We start from the raw sequence: 19,571 nt of genomic DNA on the forward strand, positions 1-19,571 counted from the left end.
TAATTTAATGTCCATGTTCTCCTTCACCCGCATTGTTGATCTTGGCCAGCACAAAGAAGGCCCCTCGCGTCACGATCTTTGCATTCCCGGGTATCGGCTTCAATAAAGTAATCTGTGTGTATCCGACCTCGCTGGTCCCTTTGGCGATCGCCACCTTTTCGAAGGTAACACCCTTCTTTCCTTCCTCCCCCTTATGAGTATGCTGTTCCTGTTGTTGAGGAGTTGAATTCCGCTCCCCCTTTTCATGATGTTCCTTTCCGCCGGGCGAATCGGTGACCATGAAAATATAATCCTGCCCCTTATCCGTTACGATGGCTTCATTGGGCACAGCCGGTGTAGTGACCTTATCGAGACTGATCAAGGCCGTGATGGTCATCCCGTCTATCAGGCCCGTTTTATCACCATTCACCCGCGCGTGTACACTCACCGCCTTGCTTTCATCTTCAAAAGAAGAGCCCAGCGAGTAGATCTGCGCATCGTATTCCTTACCGGGATTATTCGTCAGGGTAAAATGGATCTGCTGGTTATTCTTCAGCTTCGACAAATCCTTTTCGTATACAAAGAGATCAAGATGCAGTTGACTGTTATCGACAATCTCGGCAATGGCCGTCGACACATTCACAAAACTCCCCATTTGCACCGTCACGCTGCTCACAATGCCACCGATCGGGGTACGAATAGACACCACCGATACCAGGCTGCCATTCGACAGCGAAGCCGGGTTGATGCCCATCAGCTGTATCTGCTGTTGCAAGGCCGACGCACGTGTTTGTAAGCTGCGCAGGTTCGACTCTGCCGCCTGTAAGTTCTTTAAGGCGCCCGCATTACCCTGGTTCAACTCCTGCTGGCGTTGTAATTCCTGCTGCGCCAGGACGATCCTGGGATGAATGGACAGGTACTCTTCCTGTACAACGATAAATTCAGGATTCGAGAGCGTGGCAATCACCTGCCCTTTCTTCACCACATCGCCAGGCTGTATCAGCAAGCGCTGAACCACCCCACTGTACAGCGAATTGATCTGGGCCTTGTTTTGATTCGGCACCCGCAACACGCCATTGGCACGTACGGAAGCCGTTAACTGCTTCTCCTCGATATGACCGATCTCGATACCGATACTTTTTATTTGCGCTCCCGTCAGGGTGGCGGTATGGCTGTTTTCGTGCGCTTCGTCTTCCTGGGCAGCCGCACCGGCTTCCTTTTCCGCGGCAGCATTGTTCCCGCCACAGGAGACCTGCAACAGAACGATAGAAACTACCCATAAGATCGCGACAACTTTTTTCATGGTCTGTATATTTTAGACACTATTGGTTAAGGTAATAATTGAGTTGGATCACAGATTGATTATAAGCGTTCAGGCTCTCCAGGTAATTACGCTGGATATCGATCGCCTGTGACAGGTATTGCGACAGTTCCGCAAAACTGATCTCACCGGCCCGGTAGGCGAGCGAAGATGCCTTGATAATTTCGTTGGCCTGCCTCAACCCGGTCGTTTCATAAAAGGTAACCATGCTATGGTTCTTCTGCACTTCTTTTTCTGCCTGGTTCTTCTCCGTACCAAACACCTGCAGCTCATAGCTGTATTGCTGCTCTTGCAACGCAGCTTCCGCTTCGGCAGCCCGTACCCGGTTGCGGGTAGCGCCCAGCCCAAACAACGGGAAGCTGGCCATCACCGAAAAACCGGTAAAAGGATCACTCAGGCCATACAGCCGTTGGCTGAAGAAACGGCCGCTGAACTCGGGCCGGTTCTCGTTCTTCACAACAGGTATGCCTGCCCGGGCGATATTGACTTGTTGCACCTGCAATGCAATCTGCGGATGTATGGAATCGGCGGCCAGCAAAGGGAACGGCAGTTTTTCCAGAACGCCGGCCACCGGGAGGTAACTGGTATCGGTATTGAGCAGCTGCATCAGCGATCGTTGTTGCACGTCTACATCATTCCCGATCTGCCGCACCTGCGCTTCCAGCTCCCGCAACCGCACGGTGGCAGCGATACTGTCCAACCCCGGGCTATCGCCCGTTTTCACTTTCAGGATGGCAGCTGCTTGCAAGGAGCGATAGATACTGTCCAGCCGGGCATACAATCCCTGTTTTTCCTGCAGGTACCATAACTGGTAATAAACACGCCGCACATCACGCTTCAAGGCGGCATCGATCACCTGGGCATTGGCCTGGTAATAACGCACCTGTTCTGTATACAGGTTCTTCTGCGCTTTGTACAATCCCGGCCATGCCACTGCCTGCGACACACCGATCTTCAAAATGCCCTTTTTATCGCTGGGGCGCAAGTCTTCATTTTCTGCAAACACCCCTGTTTTCGGCAACAGCGTAGCCGTCTTTACCTGGGCTTGCCCTTTCAAAACCTGCTGCTGGTTGATGCTATACTGCAGGTTATTGCCAGCCGCCCGGATCGCGTCTTGAATAGCAATGCGCCGGCTGGTTGTTGGCTGCGCCTGCGCCACACCGGCAACAAGCATGAATCCACCTGCTAGTACAGCGTCGATCATCGGTTTCAAGGAACCTCCTTTTTTTCGGGAGAACATAATGTATAATAAAGGCAATACAAACAACGTCAGGAAGGTAGCAGTCACCAGTCCGCCGATCACCACCGTAGCCAGCGGCTTCTGCACTTCGGCCCCTGCACCACTCGACAAAGCCATGGGAAAAAATCCCAATGATGCCACCATCGCCGTCATCAACACCGGTCGCAAACGCGTCTTGGTTCCTTCATACACCCGTTGGAACACATCGCTCACGCCCTCCTTTTCGAGGTGATTGAACGTACTGATCAACACGATACCATTCAGCACCGCTACGCCAAACAAGGCAATGAAGCCCACCCCGGCCGATATACTAAAGGGCATACCCCGCAGCATCAGCGCAAATACCCCACCGATGGCACTCATCGGTATCGCGGTATAGATCAGCAACGCCTCTTTGAAGGAACTGAACGTGAAATACAACAGCATAAAGATGAGTGCGAGTGCTATGGGTACCGCAATGCGCAACCGCGCAGAGGCTTCCTGCAGGTTCTCAAACGTTCCCCCATAGGTATAGTAATAACCGGAAGGCAACAATTTCGCGGCATCCAGTTTTTGTTGGATATCCCTGACCACCCCTTCCACATCGCGCCCCGAAATATTGAACCCGATCACGATCCGGCGTTTACCATCTTCCCGGCTGATCTGTGCCGGCCCTTCCTTGAAACTGACCTGCGCCACCTGTGATAACGGTATCTGGTTGCCATCGGGCGTGGTCACAAACAAATTGCTTACATCATCGATAGAAGTGCGGTTGGCACTGTCGAGCCGCACCACGAGATCAAACTTGCGTTCATTCTCGAAGACCACACCAGCCGATTCGCCCGCAAAGGCCGTGCTGATCGTCCGGTTGATATCGGCTACATTCATCCCATAGGCAGCGATACGCGCCCGGTCATACTGCACGGTGATCTGCGGCAGTCCGGTCGTGCGCTCAATTTGTGGCGCCGTAGCACCGGGAACAGACTGCACCACTTTTGCCACCCTGGTAGCCAGACTCGCCAATGTGTCGATATGCTCTCCGAAGATCTTGATTGCTACATCCTGGCGTACACCGGTCATCAGTTCATTAAAGCGCATTTGAATGGGCTGGTTGGATTCGAAGAAAACACCTGGGATCACCTCTAGTTGCTCCAGCATCATTGCAGCCAGTTCATTGTAGTCTTTCGTATTCGTCCATTCGCTTTTCGGCTTCAACACCACGATCAGGTCGCTGGCCTCGGGTGGCATCGGGTCGGTAGGCACCTCCGCCGAACCGGTCTTACCCACCACCAGTTTCACCTCGGGAAAACTACGGATGATCCGGCTGGCCTGCATCGAGGTCTCGATACTTTGGGACAGCGAAGTGCCTTGCGGCAGGATGCAGTGAAAAGCATAATCCCCTTCCTGCAATTGGGGAATGAACTCTCCGCCCATGCGGGTGAAGCAGAAAACGGCTGTAGCAAAAATCGCTACGGTAATGGCCACTACCGCTATCCGCAGCTTCACCGCCTTCCGCAACAACGGGGTATATAGCCGCTGGAAGAACGCCATCATACGGTCGGATAAAGTCCGCTTATGCTGCGCATGCTTCGGCAATATCAGCGCCGACATCATCGGTATATAGGTCAGTGACAGGATCAGGGCACCCAGGATGGCAAAGCTGACCGTTTGCGCCATCGGGCGAAACATCTTGCCTTCAATGCCCACCAATGTCAGAATAGGAATGTAGACGATCAGGATAATGATCTCTCCAAAAGCCGCGCTACTTCGTATGCGGGAAGCTGATACAAACACCTCCTGGTCCATTTCAGCCTGCGTTAGCTTATGCGTTGACTTTCGCAAACCCAGGTGGTGCAGCGTCGCTTCTACAATAATCACGGCACCATCTACGATCAGGCCAAAATCGATCGCACCAAGGCTCATCAGGTTGGCACTGACGCCAAAGGCATGCATCATACCCAGTGCAAACAACATCGACAGCGGTATCGCCGAAGCCACGATGAGGCCCGCCCGCAGGTTGCCCAGGAACAACACCAGCACAAACACCACGATCAAGGCACCCTCGATCAGGTTCTTCTTCACGGTGCCCACCGCCCGATCGACGAGATCGGTCCTGTCGAGAAATGCCTCTACCACGACATCATCCGGCAATGACCGCTGGATGGTTGCCATCTTTTCCTTCACCCGGTTTACCACAGCAGCACTATTGGCCCCCTTCAACATCATCACAATACCGCCTACTACTTCTTTTTCGCCATTATAGGTGACCGATCCATACCGCACCGCACTGCCCAATTGTACATTGGCCACATCCCGTACCAGTACCGGGATCCCATTCACCCTTTTGATCACGATGTTGCGGATGTCTTCCAGTGAACTCACCAGTCCGATACCGCGAATAAAATAGGCATTGGGCTTTTTGTCGATATAAGCACCGCCCGTATTGGCATTGTTGTTTTCCAGGGCGGTAAAGATCTCCGACATGGTAACGTTCATGCCCTTCAACCGGTCGGGACTTACCCCTACTTCGTATTGTTTGAGCATACCACCGAAACTATTCACTTCGGCCACCCCCGGCGTACCATACAATTGACGGGCAACGATCCAGTCCTGCAGGGTACGCAGGTCCATCGCCGTGTACTTGTCTTCGGCCCCCTTCTTAGGGTGAAGGATGTATTGATAGATCTCCCCCAGCCCCGTGCTCACGGGCGCCAGTTGAGGCGTACCGATTCCCGCCGGTATATGCGCTTCGGCTTGCTTGAGTTTTTCGGAGATGAGTTGACGGGCAAAATAGATATCGACCTCATCTTTGAAAACCACGGTGATCACCGACAGGCCAAAACGGGAGATTGAGCGCATTTCCTCCAGGTCGGGCAGGTTGGCCAGGCTTTGTTCGATCGGGTAAGTGACCAACTGCTCGGTTTCCTGGGCAGCCAGTGTAGGGGTATTGGTAATGATCTGCACCTGGTTGTTCGTGATATCCGGCACTGCATCGACCGGCAACTGGAAGGCACTCCAAACACCCCAGACAATGAGCCCCCCCGTCAACAAACCAATGATCAGCTTATTTTGAATTGAAAAACGAATAATCTTGTCCAGCATACATTCATGGATATTTAGGTTACGGGCAGCTGTAAAGCATACCCGCGATGGACGGCATGACGTTTACGCCACACCCACAGCATTCACATGCAAATAGGGGAAATTACTCCGTGCAGTACGCACGGCACAACAGCAAGATTAAGCCAGTAACTGAGGCGGTTGCCATACAGGAAGAGAAATGCTGATCACAGCACCCAGGTAAGCGTCGGAGTAACGAAGCGCGGGGGCTTCCGGACGGGCAGCTTCGATAGCTGCCGGATGGAATACTGAAGCCACGGAGCAGCAGGAGCAGGTACAAAACGGCGGACACAGGTCCTGGTGCGCCCCTTTACCATGCTCATCGTTGACGGCCAGGTGAATATTCGCGCCTTCTGCCATGGCCATGTCATTGTCCCTGCAGGGCAGGCAGCTCAGAATGAGCACCATGACAGCCAGTAAAAAGGTCATGAATTTCATGCAGCAAAATTAATCAAAATAATAAAAACCAGGTACATTTTAACTATACGTGGTTGCAATTCAGGCAGAACTAGCATGCCACAAAACCTTACCGAATCGCAGCGATCAACGATTCCACAACCGCGTTTACCTGCCCGTTGGTCGTTTCATCCACAATCACACCATCCCGTACTTTCGCCTTCACGAAAGGGATCAGTAAACGCGAACTTTCCGGCATACTGGCCTCGATCACCAGCAAGGTACGGACCAGCGACTGATGTGCCTGCTCGCCCATCGAGGCTGCGGTGATCAGCGCCACCGGTTTGCCCGAAAACTCCATCGAGCCCACCACCCAGTCGATGGCGTTCTTCAACGTACCCGGTACACCCATCGCGTACTCCGGCGTACAGATCAGTACGCCATCCGCAGCGTGCACCCTATCCCGGAAATCGACCACAGCCGCCGGTGGCGCATCACCATCCAGGTCGGGATTGAAATGCGGCAGCTGCGCCAACCCTTCATAGTGCACTACCTGAACGGCATCGGCAAAACGATCTGCAATGATATCGATCAACACCTGGTTGGTAGATTGTTGCCGCGTACTGCCGGAGATCGCAAGAATGTGCACTGGTTTGGTCATGAGTGTGGCGGATTGTGTTACCCAAAAGACAAATGTATCGCAAATCCCGGCAATAGTTTTAGACAACCCTACCGGTAAACCAGTACAAAAAATACCTGCTAATACGGTATTGGTACAAACAGGTACAACAGGTTGCTTTGTAGTGCAGGTCAACCGCCTTCTAATAGTCATGAAACAAACCTACCCACGAGCACTCCTGTGCAGTCTGTTATTGTTAAGCGCCATAACCGGCGCCCGGGCACAAAAAACGCCCACCTATATATTTCCGGCTACCACCTTCCAGGAAGATGAAACAGCCCAACAAATGGAGGAAGGCACCGCCACCATTACCGGCACCGCCAAAATAAAGAAGAAAGGCCGCATCTATTTTCCCGGGCGGCAAGACCAGATCAACCTCTACCCCGCCACGTCCTACATCCTCGAGTTTGCCGACCTGAAGAAGAAATACAACAAGGGAAAAAAGATAGCCACCATGAGCAATGAGGCTTTCACCTACCGCATCGAAGGCAGGACCACCGACAACCAGGGCAGCTTCGAATTCAGGAACCTGAAACCAGGCAAATACTATATCGTCACCTGGATCGATTACGATAAACAGGATAGCTATTCGGTACAAACCGGCACCTCGACCACCTACAATATGTATGGCGCGGCACTCAGCTCCTCTCCCATTTATACAACCTATACCTACAACTACTCGGTAGAAATGGAAGTGTCGGGCATCGTAGAAGTAAAAAGTGAAGGTGAAAAAGTCAACGTAGTAATTACCAACTAACAAACACGATGAAAGCAAACTTTATACTGCTCGCCCTGGGCCTGATCACCAATAGTCTATTGGCCCAAAACGTTAAGTTCCTCGATCCCAATTTTAAGAAGGCCTGTATTTATGCCCATATAGACCTCAATGGTGATGGCGAGATACAGCTCAGCGAAGCACAAAAGGTCACGAAACTGTATGTCGACAAACGCAACATCGACAACCTCACCGGCATCAAGAGTTTTACCAACCTGGAAGAATTTGGCTTCTATTACAACGATATCCGGGAAGCAGACCTATCGGGACTGAAAAAGCTGAGAGCTGTATACGGTTTCTCCACCAAACTGGAAAGCATCAACCTCAAAGGATGCACGAATATCGAAGGTATCTTCCTCGCCTACAATGCCCTTCGCGAGATCGACCTCACCGGCCTCACCAAACTAAAAGAACTGGAGCTCAACAACAACCAGCTTTTCACACTGAATATCGGCAACATGCCCTTACTGGAGATGTGCAAGATACACGACAACATGATCAATACGTTTACTTTTGCAGGTTCTTCCAACATCAAAGAGCTGCAACTACAAAGAAACAACCTGCAGGCGCTCGATGCCCGGCCACTCAAAAACCTCGAATTGCTCTGGCTATGGGATAACCACCAACTCACCTCCCTGAAAGTAACGCAGCTGAGAAAACTGGTCGATCTCAACGCCTGGGATTGCGCCCTCACCAATATCAACATGAGTGGATTGGTAAGCCTGCGGAAATTCAATTGGTAGCAGAAGGATTGAGATAGCGTATCCCGCAAAAGCCCCCTGATTGCCAGGGGGGGGCTTATCATGGCACGATCTTTCCGTCTTTGATTACAGTCTGCACCTCAAACAACACCTGCTTAAAGGCCTTTTCCAGGTCGCCATTAAAAACTACGATATCAGCAATGACGCCGGGCTTGATAACACCCAGCTGACCGCCACGGCCCAGTGCCTGTGCGGCATTCCAGGTCGCTGTGCGTAATACATCGGCAGGAGATAAGCCTTCGTCGAAATAAGCCGCCAGCATATCTTTCGCCTGATCGCCGCGCGACTTTTTCAGCTCGAAGTAAGCATCAGAACCCGCAACGACCAGCACGCCTTTCTTTACAGCGCGCTGCAACCGGTCTGTCAGCGGAGCCAGCATACCGCGAATGGCAGCCGTATCGGAATTGGGTTTGTGTTGTATCTTCTCTATATCGATCACCCCCTGAATAGAAGGATCGGTGGGTACCAGGTAAACACCCCGCTTTGCCATCCGCTCCAGCGAACTATCTGCCAGCGAATAGCCATGCTCGATGCCATCGACCCCGGCTTCCAGCGCCAGTACTACATCACGTTCGCTTACAGCGTGCGCCGTCACGGTGAGCCGATGGGCATGTGCCGTGGTCACGATCGCTTTCAGTTCCTCTCCACTTAATCCCATACGTTCGCCAAACACTACCACCTTGATCACATCCACCATATTATTGGCATGCTCCTTCACCGCCAGGGCTGCATCGGCAGGCCCGTTGACCACCCGGTATTCCAGGCGCGTGATCCGCTCCTGCTCTTGCAGTGGCAATTGGTAAAACTGACCATCCATCGCACTGATGATTGGTCCGGACACCAACATGCGGGGACCTTCGATATAACCGCGGCGGATCGCTTTCGCCACTTCCACATCGAGGTACTGGCCGGCATTGCCCAGGTCACGGATCGTCGTAAAACCCGATGCCAGGTAAGCTTTCGCAAACCCCGCAGCTCGCAACACACGCGTCTCCGTCGAGTTCAACAATACATCGGTAGCCAGGTTGTCTTCCAGCTTTTGCACCATCAGCAAATGCGTATGCGCATCAATCAAACCTGGGGTCATGGTGGCTTTAGGATAGTCCAGCACGCGCGTCCCCTTGGGCACGGTCAGTTTCGGCCCCACGGCCTTAATACGGCCATTGTCGATCAAGACTTCCTGGTTGGTGAGAAAAACGCCTTTTTCAGCGTCATACAATTTACCGGCTTTGATCAGCAACAGGCCTTCAGTAACAGGCTGGGCATGTAGCGCAAAAAAAGACAAACAACAAAAGAATACGAAGAGAAGGTTTCGCAGCATCGGAATCGTTTTAATGGGATACTGCACTAAAATAAGCAAATTCAGTCACCGCCCCTGTTATGGCAATAAGATCATTTCAGCATCGCCGCAATAACAGGCCGCGTTTTTTCAAGTTGATCGTAGTCGAGCTTCAGTCCCATAGGGCCCAGCGCCTGCTCCAGCATATCATATACTTCCTTCACATCTACAAAAGGACCGGCTACCGATTCATAGGCCGTTTGCCCATACCTGTTTTTGACTTTCTTGTCGGCACCCTTTTTCAACAGCAGGGCTACCAGGTCGGGCCGGCCGAAGAAAGCAGCCGTATGCAAGGCCGTAGAGCCGTCATTGTTGCGCAAATTGATGTCGGCCCCCGCATCGATCAGCAACTGCGCAATGGCAGACTTCCCAAACAAACAGGCGCTGATCAACGGGCTCGATCCGCCGTACACGTCACGCGTATTGATGTCCGTACCCGCCGCCAGGTGTTGCCGGATAGCACTGGTATCGCCACGTAACACCGCCGTATGAATATCCATGGCAGGTGGTTTCACCTTCACCGAATCGTTTTTTTGCGCCACAGCCCGGTTGAGCTGACAACTGCCCAGCAATACCAACAACAGGACGAAGATCCTTTGAATAGACATGGTTCCATTTTTTATTAGTTAATGACATAGCCATACCCCCTGCTCATTATTCGCAGCAGGTATACCCAAAAGCACAGTAATTGAAAAATTAATCTTCCCGATACTCGAGGATATCAGCAGGCTGGCATTCCAGTACCTTACAAATAGCTTCCAGGGTACTGAAACGAATGGCCTTGGCCTTCCCCGTTTTCAGGATAGAGAGGTTGGAGAGCGTGAGGCCCACCTTGTCCGACAGCTCGTTCAGCGATAATTTACGCTTGGCCATCATCACGTCCAGGTTCACAATGATCGGCATGGACTATACGGTTAGTTCGTTTTCAGACTGTAATTCAATGCCTCTTTTGAAGATATGCGCAATCACAAAAAGTATAACACCCATGAACAGCCACACATCGGCGCCCTCCAGGTGTAGTACCTCATTGCTGGGCATCGTGACGCCCTGCTGTACCAGCCATTTGGCATACTTGGCACCCCAGTGGGAGAAACACCCCGTAGCCAGGGCGAGATAAGACACGACAAATAAAAAGCGGCCTACCGCAGCACTGAAGGGCTTCGCCATATCCAGCTTCTTCTCCATCAGCAATCGTACGATTTGGTAAAACAGTGTAGCCTTCAGTACGCCAGGTATCGTCATCAGCAACAGCTGCACCAGGAAATGTCCCTTGTCAAAGGCAAATAAATGCTGTAGCTGGAAGTAATCCGCCGCCCGCGCGTTAAAGCCAACGGAGTAGATGGCGTTGAAAATAAAACTCCCGGCTTCAATACTGACGCCGACAAAAATGATCCAGGAAAGGATGTGTAGTACCTGAAGCACCTGTTTGCTGGAAATGGTAAAGCCCATAGTTGTCTTTTTGTGGTTGACGATGTGAAATTAGATAAATATTTATCGATAAACAATAAATATTTTGCGAATTAGGGCAAATAGTGCAGAATTGGCTGATGACCAATTACTAACCTGCACCCAACTACAAACGAACATTCTAACAGAAAAACCAGCTCCTATTTTTGATCGCCGGGGGCACAGAATGATATATAAAGAGCAAATAGCCAGCACAGCAATCCCCACAATGGGGAAGCTTATCATCACATCCAGGTAGAATCATTTGTTCAGGGCGCGCCCGGCAATTGCATAAATTACAGCCATTGCTAATACTTGCAGACCACGAATGCTCGACAACATACCATCCCATTTTTTCCCGGGTAGCGGAGAAATGGTTACCCTGACCCGCCAATTCGATTGGACCACTACCCCACTTGGCCACTATAAAACCTGGCCGGCTGCCTTGCGTATTACCGTCAATAACCTGCTCAATTCCAGGTTTCCCATGTTCCTGTTGTGGGGTCCGCAGTACATCCAGTTTTACAATGATGCCTACCGACCCAGTTTCGGAGAAAGCGGCAAACACCCACAGGCGCTGGGCCAACCCGGACAGGCTTGTTGGGCAGAAGCCTGGGAGATCCTGGAGCCCCTGCTGGAACAGGTAAGACTGAAAGGTGAAGCGCTGTGGCGCGAAGATCAACCCGTTCCCATTCACCGCAATGGCCGCACAGAAACCACCTATTGGACTTTTTCCTACAGCCCGGTATACGACGACCAGGGCGAAGTAGTCGGCGTACTATCAACCTGCTTCGAAACCACCGATAAAGTAAAAGGACTGGAGCACCTGAAAGAGAAAGCCGATGAACTCGCCTTTGCCATCGAAGCTACCGAACTCGGCACCTGGGACCTCAACCCGGCCACCGGTCGCTTCACGGCCAATGACCGCCTCAAAGATTGGTTTGGCATCAAACCAGGAGAAGAGATCCCGTTGTATGTAGCCACCAATGCCATCGCTGCCGAAGACCGGCAGCGCGTACAACAGGCCATTGAACAGGCCATGCAGATCAGTTCCGGCGGACGGTACGAAGAAACCTATACCATCATCCATCCACAAATGGGTATGCCGAAGATCGTACTGGCCAAAGGAAAAGCACAGTTCGATGACGGCCACCATGCCACCCGGCTCAACGGTACCTTACAAGACATCACCGAAAGAGCCCTGGCAGAATGGGAGATCAAAAAAGCCAACCAGGAGTTGCTGCAATCCTTTAACGACGCACCGGTGGCCATCGCCACCATCGATCGCGATCGGCTCACCTTCACCATGGCCAACCGCTTTTATGGCGAACTGGTAGGTCGGGATCCTGCCACCATACTCGACAAACCGTTGCTGGAAGCCTTGCCGGAACTCACCGGCCAGGGATTCGACAAACTACTGGAAGGCGTATTGACCACTGGCATACAGTATGAAGCCAAAGAAGTACCGGTCGATATCATCCGGCAGGGACGGCTCGAAACCATCTATGTCGACCTCGTATACCAGGCCCAATACGGCGGCAGCGAACAACCCACAGGGGTACTCGTCGTGGCCACCGATGTCACCGGTCAGGTACAATCGCGCAAAAAAGTAGAAGAGAGTGAGGCCCGTTTCAGAACACTGATCGAGGAAGCACCCGTAGCCACCTGCCTGTTTGTGGGTCGCGATATGAAAGTAGAGTTGGCTAATGATGTCATGTTGTCTTACTGGGGTAAAGATGACAGTATCCTCGGCCTGCCCTTGAGCCAGGGCGTTCCCGAGCTGGTAGGCCAGAATTTTCTGGATATTCTCGACGAGGTATACACATCTGGTATCACGTTTGGCGAGCAGGGGGCACCAGCCCAACTACTCGTCAACGGAAAACTGGATACCTATTACTTCGACTATACGTATAAGCCACTCAGGAATATACATGGCCAGGTCTATGCTATCATGGACATGGCTGTCGATGTAACCGCTCAGGCCGCTGCCCGTCAACAATTGGAAGCAACTGAAGCGGAGTTGCGCAATGCCATCGAGCTGGCCGAACTGGCCACCTGGGAGATAGACGTTCCCACCCAGCACATCCGGTATTCAGAAAGGTTGCAAAGCTGGTTGGGCATCAAACAAGCTACCCTGCAAATCACCGATTCGCCGCGCATACACCTCAAAGACCGGGAACGGGTTGGCCTGGCGATGAAGAGAGCCATGGAACCCGGCGGCGCTGACACCTTTGATGAAGTATACACCATCATCAATGAGGTCACGGGACAGCAACGCATCATACACACCCGCGGCACCGTCAGGTTTGGCCCCGATGGGCGTGCCCAAACGGTAGTAGGAACCTCCCGCGATGTTACGCTGCAGCAGGAACTGGAAACCACTTTAAAACAGGAAGTACAATTGCGCACGGAAGAACTGGCTGCCTTGAATGAAAACCTCACCCGATCCAATGAAGAGCTCTCGCAATATGCTTATGTAGCCAGCCACGACCTGCAGGAACCATTGCGCAAGATCCGGGTGTTTTCCGAAATGCTGGCCAAACTGGACGAAGGCACCGGCCGTGGTAAAATGTACCTGTCCAGGATCAGTCAGTCTGCCGAAAGAATGACGATGCTGATCACCGACCTGCTGGAGTTTTCCAGCCTGTCCAACAACAGCCCCGAAAAAGGATCGGTCGACCTCAATGCCGTGATCCGCGAAGTAGAGAAAGACTTTGAATTACTGATTGAAGAGAAGCGGGCAACCATCACCATTGGCCAACTACCATCTGTACGTGCCATTAAGATACAGATGAACCAGTTGTTCTACAACATCGTCGGCAACGCCCTTAAATTCTCGCGCCAAGACCCAACACCTCATATTGAAGTACTTTGTACCATGGCAACAGCAGCAGAGCTGGAAAGCTATATCAAGAAACCAATACCCGGTGTCATCTATTACAAGATCAGCATTGCCGACAATGGTATCGGCTTTGAGCGGGAATATGCCGATCAGATATTTGAAGTATTCAAGCGCTTACACCGCAAAGAAGTATATGCAGGGTCAGGTGTCGGACTCGCCTTGTGCCGCCGCATCGTCATCAACCATGGAGGTTATATGTATGCTACATCGGCGCCCGGCAAGGGCACGACCTTCTACATCCTGCTGCCCAGCTCCGCCCCGTAAACAGAACATCGTAATGACACAAAAATGGGCATACCTATACTATATACCCGGAAACGTCACCAAGCAAAAAGCCCGCCTTCGAAAAAGCGGGCGCTCCCATTCATATGCGTTAACCATTAAACCTTATCCTATGCAATCATATACGGAACACAAGTTTGTCTGGATTTAATAATTTATTAAATATTATTTATTAGTATTCTTATCGCAGCATGACCCATTAAAGACATTCCGTGACCGGATACGCTAACAATCGCGCCGCGCTATCACCTTTCGGCTTCCCAACATCCCCCATACATGGTTCCGGACAAGTCAATAATTTATACTACTTTCGCCACGCATTAGGTTCCTGACATGATTTCACCATGCCAGGATTAATAGGGAATCAGGTGCAAATCCTGAGCAGACCCGCTACTGTAAGTTCTATACCAACTGGTTGATCACTACATGCCACTGTTTTTAGTGAGTAAAAATGGGAAGGCCATCAACCGGAGAACAAGCCAGGAGACCTGCCAATGCACATAACATTTTAAGCTTTCGAGGAAAGGAGCTTTGAATACAACACGAACTGACGCAAGTCAGTATCTATTTGTTCACGTGTGTCATCCTGTAAGCTGTCAGCGCAAATCAATGATTGATGTGTAGGTCAAACGCATTAAAAACGTTGGTCATAACGTTTTTTGCATTCGTTGGCACCCATGGCTATGGTCAGCAAAGCAACAGGGATACGATCCGGGTAGATACCGGTCGTATACGGTCGTTGCCCACTGTGATCGTCGCCACTGCCGTGTCGAAAGAAATCATCCCTGGTCAAAGACTATCCGGTAGTCAATTAAAAAGCCTCAACAGCTTCTCTGTCGCCGATGCCGTACGTTACTTCGCCGGCGTACAGATGAAAGACTATGGTGGTATCGGCGGCTTGAAGACCGTCGACATGCGCAGCATGGGCACTAACCATGTAGGCGTGTTTTACGATGGTATCCAATTGGGCAATGCACAGAACGGCATCATCGACCTCGGCAAGTTCTCGATGGACAATATCGAATCCATCACCGTCTATAACGGACAGAAAAGCGATATCTTTCAACCGGCACGCGACTTCGGTTCTTCCGGCTCCATCTACCTCCGCAGCCGGCGTCCCGTTTTCGACTCTACCAAACACACTAATGCCAAAGCCGTCTTCAGAACAGGCTCCTTCAACCTGGTCAACCCTTCCCTATTGCTGGAGCAAAAGCTGACCGACAAGCTCAACGCTTCCATCAGCAGCGAGATCGTCAACGCCTCTGGCCGTTATCCCTTCCGGTATAAACGCGTATTTCATGAAACCGGCAACACCGCCTGGGACACGACGGCCATCCGGCAAAACGGTGACATCGAAGCACAGCGATTGGAAGCAGGACTGTATGGCAATATGAACCGTGGCACCTGGAACCTCAAAGCCTATTTCTACAATTCCGAAAGAGGCATTCCCGGCGCCATCGTCAACAATGTCTGGAAACGTTCGCAACGGCAGTGGGATAGAAACTTCTTCCTGCAAGGATCATTCAAGAAAACCATTACACCGAAATACGATCTGCAGATCAATGCCAAGTATGCCAATGACTACCTGCGCTACCTCAATCCCGATACAACCCTGCTGTACATTGACAACAATTTCCTGCAACAGGAATGGTATGCCTCCGTCGCCAACAAATACAGCCTGACGGAGAAGATAGACATCAACCTCTCCACCGACATTCAATACAATACCTTAACCTCGAACCTCGACGGTTTTGTATTTCCCAAACGGCTCACTTCACTGGTAGCGCTTGCCGCGGCAGCTGACTATGGGTGGCTGAAAATGCAGGCCAGTGTATTGGGCACTTTCATCGACGAACGCATCCAGCGAGGTAATACTTTGGTAGGTGACTCCGCCATCGCCGCCCCCGCCAAACAAGAAATAACACCAGCCTTCTTCCTCTCCTACAAACCCTTCCGCCAGGCCGACTTCAATTTCCGGGCATTCTACAAAAACATCTTTCGGATGCCTACCCTCAATGACCTGTATTATACAGACATTGGCAATATCAGCCTGGAACCGGAATACACCCATCAATACAATATAGGCGTAGCCTATCACAAACGACGCACGGGCAAACTACTCAACGACTGGCAGGTCCAGGCCGATGTCTATTATAACCGCGTCAGCAATAAGATCGTCGCCGTGCCCAAAGGAAGTGGTATGTACCGCTGGATGATGATGAACATCGGTAGCGTAGACATCAAAGGCCTCGAGGTAGTATCCGACCAGGCATTCACCCTGCCGGCCAACATCCTGTTAAACCTCCGCCTCACCTACACCTACCAAAAAGCACAGGACTTTACCGAGCGAAAAAGCCCGGAATTGCAAAAGATCACCTACGGTGGACAGATACCTTATATACCCTGGCACAGTGGCTCGGCCATTTCCAGTATACAATACAAAACCTGGCGCCTCAACTACAGCTTCATCTATGTAGGCGAACGGTACCACAACTCCGCCAACATTCCCGAAAACTATGAGCAGCCCTGGTACACGCACGATATGTCGGCATCCAAAGACATCACCTGGAAGCAATACCGCTTCAAACTGTCGGGAGAGCTCAACAACGTGTTCAGCCAGGACTATGAGGTCGTCGTCAACTACCCCATGCCCAAAAGAAATTTCAAGATCATCTTATCCGTTGAGTTATGAGAAAACATACCACAACTGCCTGCTTATTCTTGATGCTGCTCGCTACCGCCTGCCGCAAAGACGTCGCCGTATTCATGAACGAGGATACCGACCTGGGCGATCCATCGCAAAACGGGTTTAGTGGCTTCTACCTCCTCAATGAAGGCAATATGGGCAGCAACAAAAGCACCCTCGACTACTTCGACTTTTCCACCGGCAAATACCAGCGCAATATCTATGCAGCCATCAACCCCACCGTCCCCAAAGAAATGGGTGATGTCGGCAATGACATCGCCATCTATGGCAGCCGGTTGTACGCAGTGATCAATGCTTCCAACAAAATAGAGGTCATGGACGCGAAGACAGCCAAAAGGATCGGACAGATCGAGATTCCCAACTGCCGGTACATCAAATTCCATAAAGACTTTGCCTACATCACTTCTTATGCGGGCCCCATCGAGATCAACCCCAACTACGCACAGAAAGGCTATGTAGCCAAAGTGGATACCGCCAAGCTGCAGATCGTCGATAAATGCATCGTAGGCTTTCAGCCCGACAACCTCGACATCACCAACGGCAAGATCTATGTAGCCAATTCAGGCGGCTATATGGGCGCGGGCAGTACCGAGAAATACGAACGCACCGTATCCGTCATCGACCTGCAATCCTTCAAAGAAGAAAAACGCATCGACGTAGCCTACAACCTTCACCACGTCAAGGCCGATAAACGCGGCAACCTCTGGGTCACCTCCCGGGGCGATTATAAGAAACTGCCTTCCAGGCTCTACTTCATCGACAATCAACAGCAAAAGGTAACCGACACCATTCCCATCGCGGCGAGCAACTATTTCCTCGATGGCGACTCGCTGTATATCTATAGCACCGAGTGGAGCTATATCACCTATTCCAATGTCATTTCGTATGCCATCGTCGATACGCGTACACGACAGGTAATCTCGACAGCATTCATCACCGATGGTACCGAGCAGGAGATCGAAGTACCCTACGGCATCATGATACATCCCGTTACCAAAGACATCTATGTAACCGATGCCGGCAACTACGTATCACCAGGCATCCTGTACTGCTTCACAGCAGCGGGCAAAAGGAAATGGAGTGTACGCACCGGCGATATTCCGGCGCACTTTGCCCTGCTGCCCAAACAAAAATAAACTGCAATAAAACAGATACATGAAAACAAACAGGCTATTACAACTGCTGACGGTAGTCCTCTTCCTCACTTTCGCATGCAAAAAGGAGCAATACATCGCTCCCACCATCACCGGAGCAGGAACCGACACGACCGTCCTGAACATCGGCGACAAGATTATACTCGCGCCCACCATCACCAACACCAGGGGCAATAGCTATACCTGGCTGGTCAATGGTAAAGAAGTACTCACCGGCGAACTCAGCTATACCTTCGTAGCCACCGAACCCGGCCACTTCGAGGTAAAGCTCAAAGTCAACAACGAAGGTGGCCTGGCCGAACAAGCCTTCAAACTATTCGTAGAAAAACCGATTACCCTGTCCATTCCCGAAGGACTCTCCATCAACCTCTCTGCAGTAACGGAGATCACCCCAGGTGTAGACGGCCCCGATCGCGACGACTATACCTATGTGTGGTCGATCGGCGATTCCATCATCAGCAAAAAACGCAACCTGTCCTTCATCTCTCCCGAAGCAGGCACCTTTGCCTTGACCCTGAAAGCGACCGCAGGCAAACAATCGGCCAGCTTTACCCGCCAGGTAACCGTGAAGACCGGCACCCTGGTAAAAAATGCCTACACCGTACTGGAGTTTGCCCCGGCGCCCGGCAAATGGCACAACTGGTCCATCATCGGTTCCAGGGACCTCTGGGATCTTGGCTTTGAACAACCACTTCCTTACAATGATTTCCTGGCCAAAGCCAGCGAACAAAGAAAGACCAACAATTCCGCGTCCCTGTTTGTAGGCGCCTGGGGCGGCTATGCCACCTTCCAGTTTGACCATACGGTCGCCAACGTGGCCGGCAAAACCGACCTCGAGCTGACGGCCTTCTACTCCAACCGTGATCTGCCGGCAGTATATGTAGCCTACGACCGCAATAAGAATGGCAAACCCGAAGAAGACGAATGGTATGAGATCAAAACAGCCGATTACGGTCTGGAAGATTCCTCCGACTACGCCATGACCTTTACCTACGACAGCGTCGTCAAAGACGATAAAAAAGCAGCCGTATACTATAGCTGGAAAGACAACCGGTCTACGCCGCTCCAGGGACAGATCGTCAACACAGTCATCTACTCCAGCGCCATGACCTATGCCGGGTACGTATCCATCAGAGGTTTCTTTCCCGGCCTCAATTTCATCGACTTCAATACCAAACAGATCGGCATGCTCGCAGGCTGGCCCACCACCTTCACCCGCCGCGGTAAACGCTTGACCAAAAACGTGACAGGCGCAGCCGCCTTCTGGCAGAAAATGAACATCGATATCGACCTCGCAGTGAACAGCAAAGGAGAAAGTGTGGAACTGCCAGGCATTGACTTCGTGAAGGTGCGCAAGGTCGTTTACCCGCTACAGAAGCTGGCCGCCTATCCAGAACTGCAAGACTACAATATGGAAGAAGGACGCATGCTGCAGGTAGGTTCTATCCTCGACAGAAACCTCAAATAACCAATGAAAGCCGGGCAACCTGT

Annotated in this window: 14 protein-coding genes and 1 riboswitch; of the genes, 6 read left to right on the forward strand and 8 right to left on the reverse strand. The window is 51.5% G+C overall.

What is annotated here, in order from left to right:
• Positions 1-4: 4 nt before the first annotated feature.
• The 4 genes from P2W70_RS23680 to P2W70_RS23695 form a co-directional block, all read right to left on the reverse strand.
• Positions 5-1,282 carry an efflux RND transporter periplasmic adaptor subunit gene (locus tag P2W70_RS23680; protein WP_276484018.1) on the reverse strand — a complete coding sequence of 426 codons (1,278 nt, stop codon included), beginning with the start codon at positions 1,280-1,282 and terminating at the stop codon, positions 5-7.
• 19 nt (positions 1,283-1,301) lie between these two features.
• A complete protein-coding gene (locus P2W70_RS23685) occupies positions 1,302-5,621 on the reverse strand; it encodes a CusA/CzcA family heavy metal efflux RND transporter (protein WP_276484019.1) in 4,320 nt (1,439 codons plus the stop codon).
• A 138-nt stretch (positions 5,622-5,759) separates the two neighbouring features.
• Positions 5,760-6,077 carry a DUF6660 family protein gene (locus tag P2W70_RS23690; RefSeq protein WP_276484020.1) on the reverse strand — a complete coding sequence of 106 codons (318 nt, stop codon included), beginning with the start codon at positions 6,075-6,077 and terminating at the stop codon, positions 5,760-5,762.
• A gap of 88 nt (positions 6,078-6,165) precedes the next feature.
• Complete coding sequence (locus tag P2W70_RS23695) at positions 6,166-6,696, reverse strand: NADPH-dependent FMN reductase (protein WP_276484021.1); 531 nt, start codon at positions 6,694-6,696, stop codon at positions 6,166-6,168.
• A gap of 169 nt (positions 6,697-6,865) precedes the next feature.
• On the opposite strand from P2W70_RS23695, the gene P2W70_RS23700 reads away from it, so the two are divergent.
• Positions 6,866-7,471, forward strand: a complete 606-nt coding sequence (locus tag P2W70_RS23700; protein ID WP_276484022.1) for a hypothetical protein — start codon at positions 6,866-6,868, stop codon at positions 7,469-7,471.
• An 8-nt stretch (positions 7,472-7,479) separates the two neighbouring features.
• Positions 7,480-8,232, forward strand: a complete 753-nt coding sequence (locus P2W70_RS23705) for a leucine-rich repeat domain-containing protein (RefSeq protein ID WP_276484023.1) — start codon at positions 7,480-7,482, stop codon at positions 8,230-8,232.
• Between the two features lie 58 nt (positions 8,233-8,290).
• Here the strand turns inward: P2W70_RS23705 and P2W70_RS23710 are convergent, their stop codons facing one another.
• The 4 genes from P2W70_RS23710 to P2W70_RS23725 form a co-directional block, all read right to left on the reverse strand.
• Positions 8,291-9,571 carry an amidohydrolase family protein gene (locus P2W70_RS23710; protein ID WP_276484024.1) on the reverse strand — a complete coding sequence of 427 codons (1,281 nt, stop codon included), beginning with the start codon at positions 9,569-9,571 and terminating at the stop codon, positions 8,291-8,293.
• A 71-nt stretch (positions 9,572-9,642) separates the two neighbouring features.
• Entirely contained in the window at positions 9,643-10,197 is a 555-nt protein-coding gene (locus P2W70_RS23715; RefSeq protein ID WP_276484025.1) for an ankyrin repeat domain-containing protein, read from the reverse strand.
• Between the two features lie 88 nt (positions 10,198-10,285).
• Entirely contained in the window at positions 10,286-10,492 is a 207-nt protein-coding gene (locus P2W70_RS23720; protein WP_276484026.1) for a helix-turn-helix domain-containing protein, read from the reverse strand.
• Positions 10,493-10,495: 3 nt separating this feature from the next.
• Positions 10,496-11,038, reverse strand: a complete 543-nt coding sequence (locus P2W70_RS23725) for a DUF2975 domain-containing protein (protein WP_276484027.1) — start codon at positions 11,036-11,038, stop codon at positions 10,496-10,498.
• Positions 11,039-11,363: 325 nt separating this feature from the next.
• Here P2W70_RS23725 and P2W70_RS23730 point away from each other — a divergent pair, with 325 nt between their 5' ends.
• The 4 genes from P2W70_RS23730 to P2W70_RS23745 all read left to right on the forward strand — a co-directional run bounded on the left by P2W70_RS23730 (position 11,364) and on the right by P2W70_RS23745 (position 19,548).
• Positions 11,364-14,201 (forward strand): PAS domain-containing sensor histidine kinase, encoded by a 2,838-nt coding sequence (locus P2W70_RS23730; RefSeq protein WP_276484028.1) that lies wholly within the window; start codon positions 11,364-11,366, stop codon positions 14,199-14,201.
• Between the two features lie 322 nt (positions 14,202-14,523).
• A riboswitch (cobalamin riboswitch) is annotated at positions 14,524-14,729 on the forward strand.
• A gap of 133 nt (positions 14,730-14,862) precedes the next feature.
• Positions 14,863-16,911: a TonB-dependent receptor gene (locus P2W70_RS23735; RefSeq protein ID WP_276484029.1), complete on the forward strand. Its 2,049-nt coding sequence runs from the start codon at positions 14,863-14,865 to the stop codon at positions 16,909-16,911.
• The gene (locus tag P2W70_RS23740; RefSeq protein WP_276484030.1) at positions 16,908-18,062 is read left to right on the forward strand and encodes a YncE family protein; all 1,155 of its coding nucleotides are present in this window, start codon (positions 16,908-16,910) and stop codon (positions 18,060-18,062) included. Before P2W70_RS23735 ends, P2W70_RS23740 begins: the two co-directional genes overlap by 4 nt.
• Before the next feature lie 19 nt (positions 18,063-18,081).
• The gene (locus P2W70_RS23745) at positions 18,082-19,548 is read left to right on the forward strand and encodes a PKD-like domain-containing protein (RefSeq protein ID WP_276484031.1); all 1,467 of its coding nucleotides are present in this window, start codon (positions 18,082-18,084) and stop codon (positions 19,546-19,548) included.
• Positions 19,549-19,571: the final 23 nt, after the last annotated feature.

Origin of the sequence: Paraflavitalea pollutisoli (assembly GCF_029360705.1) — a bacterium.
Classification (GTDB): Bacteria; Bacteroidota; Bacteroidia; order Chitinophagales; family Chitinophagaceae; genus Paraflavitalea; species Paraflavitalea pollutisoli.

Bases quoted from the DNA above. Each gene is read 5' to 3' on its own strand.
- P2W70_RS23695 (WP_276484021.1), bottom strand. From the start codon at position 6,696: ATGACCAAACCAGTGCACATTCTTGCGATCTCCGGCAGTACGCGGCAA.
- P2W70_RS23685 (WP_276484019.1), bottom strand. From the start codon at position 5,621: ATGCTGGACAAGATTATTCGTTTTTCAATTCAAAATAAGCTGATCATT.
- P2W70_RS23720 (WP_276484026.1), bottom strand. From the start codon at position 10,492: ATGCCGATCATTGTGAACCTGGACGTGATGATGGCCAAGCGTAAATTA.
- P2W70_RS23690 (WP_276484020.1), bottom strand. From the start codon at position 6,077: ATGAAATTCATGACCTTTTTACTGGCTGTCATGGTGCTCATTCTGAGC.
- P2W70_RS23740 (WP_276484030.1), top strand. From the start codon at position 16,908: ATGAGAAAACATACCACAACTGCCTGCTTATTCTTGATGCTGCTCGCT.
- P2W70_RS23745 (WP_276484031.1), top strand. From the start codon at position 18,082: ATGAAAACAAACAGGCTATTACAACTGCTGACGGTAGTCCTCTTCCTC.
- P2W70_RS23730 (WP_276484028.1), top strand. From the start codon at position 11,364: ATGCTCGACAACATACCATCCCATTTTTTCCCGGGTAGCGGAGAAATG.
- P2W70_RS23725 (WP_276484027.1), bottom strand. From the start codon at position 11,038: ATGGGCTTTACCATTTCCAGCAAACAGGTGCTTCAGGTACTACACATC.
- P2W70_RS23700 (WP_276484022.1), top strand. From the start codon at position 6,866: ATGAAACAAACCTACCCACGAGCACTCCTGTGCAGTCTGTTATTGTTA.
- P2W70_RS23705 (WP_276484023.1), top strand. From the start codon at position 7,480: ATGAAAGCAAACTTTATACTGCTCGCCCTGGGCCTGATCACCAATAGT.
- P2W70_RS23715 (WP_276484025.1), bottom strand. From the start codon at position 10,197: ATGTCTATTCAAAGGATCTTCGTCCTGTTGTTGGTATTGCTGGGCAGT.
- P2W70_RS23710 (WP_276484024.1), bottom strand. From the start codon at position 9,571: ATGCTGCGAAACCTTCTCTTCGTATTCTTTTGTTGTTTGTCTTTTTTT.
- P2W70_RS23680 (WP_276484018.1), bottom strand. From the start codon at position 1,282: ATGAAAAAAGTTGTCGCGATCTTATGGGTAGTTTCTATCGTTCTGTTG.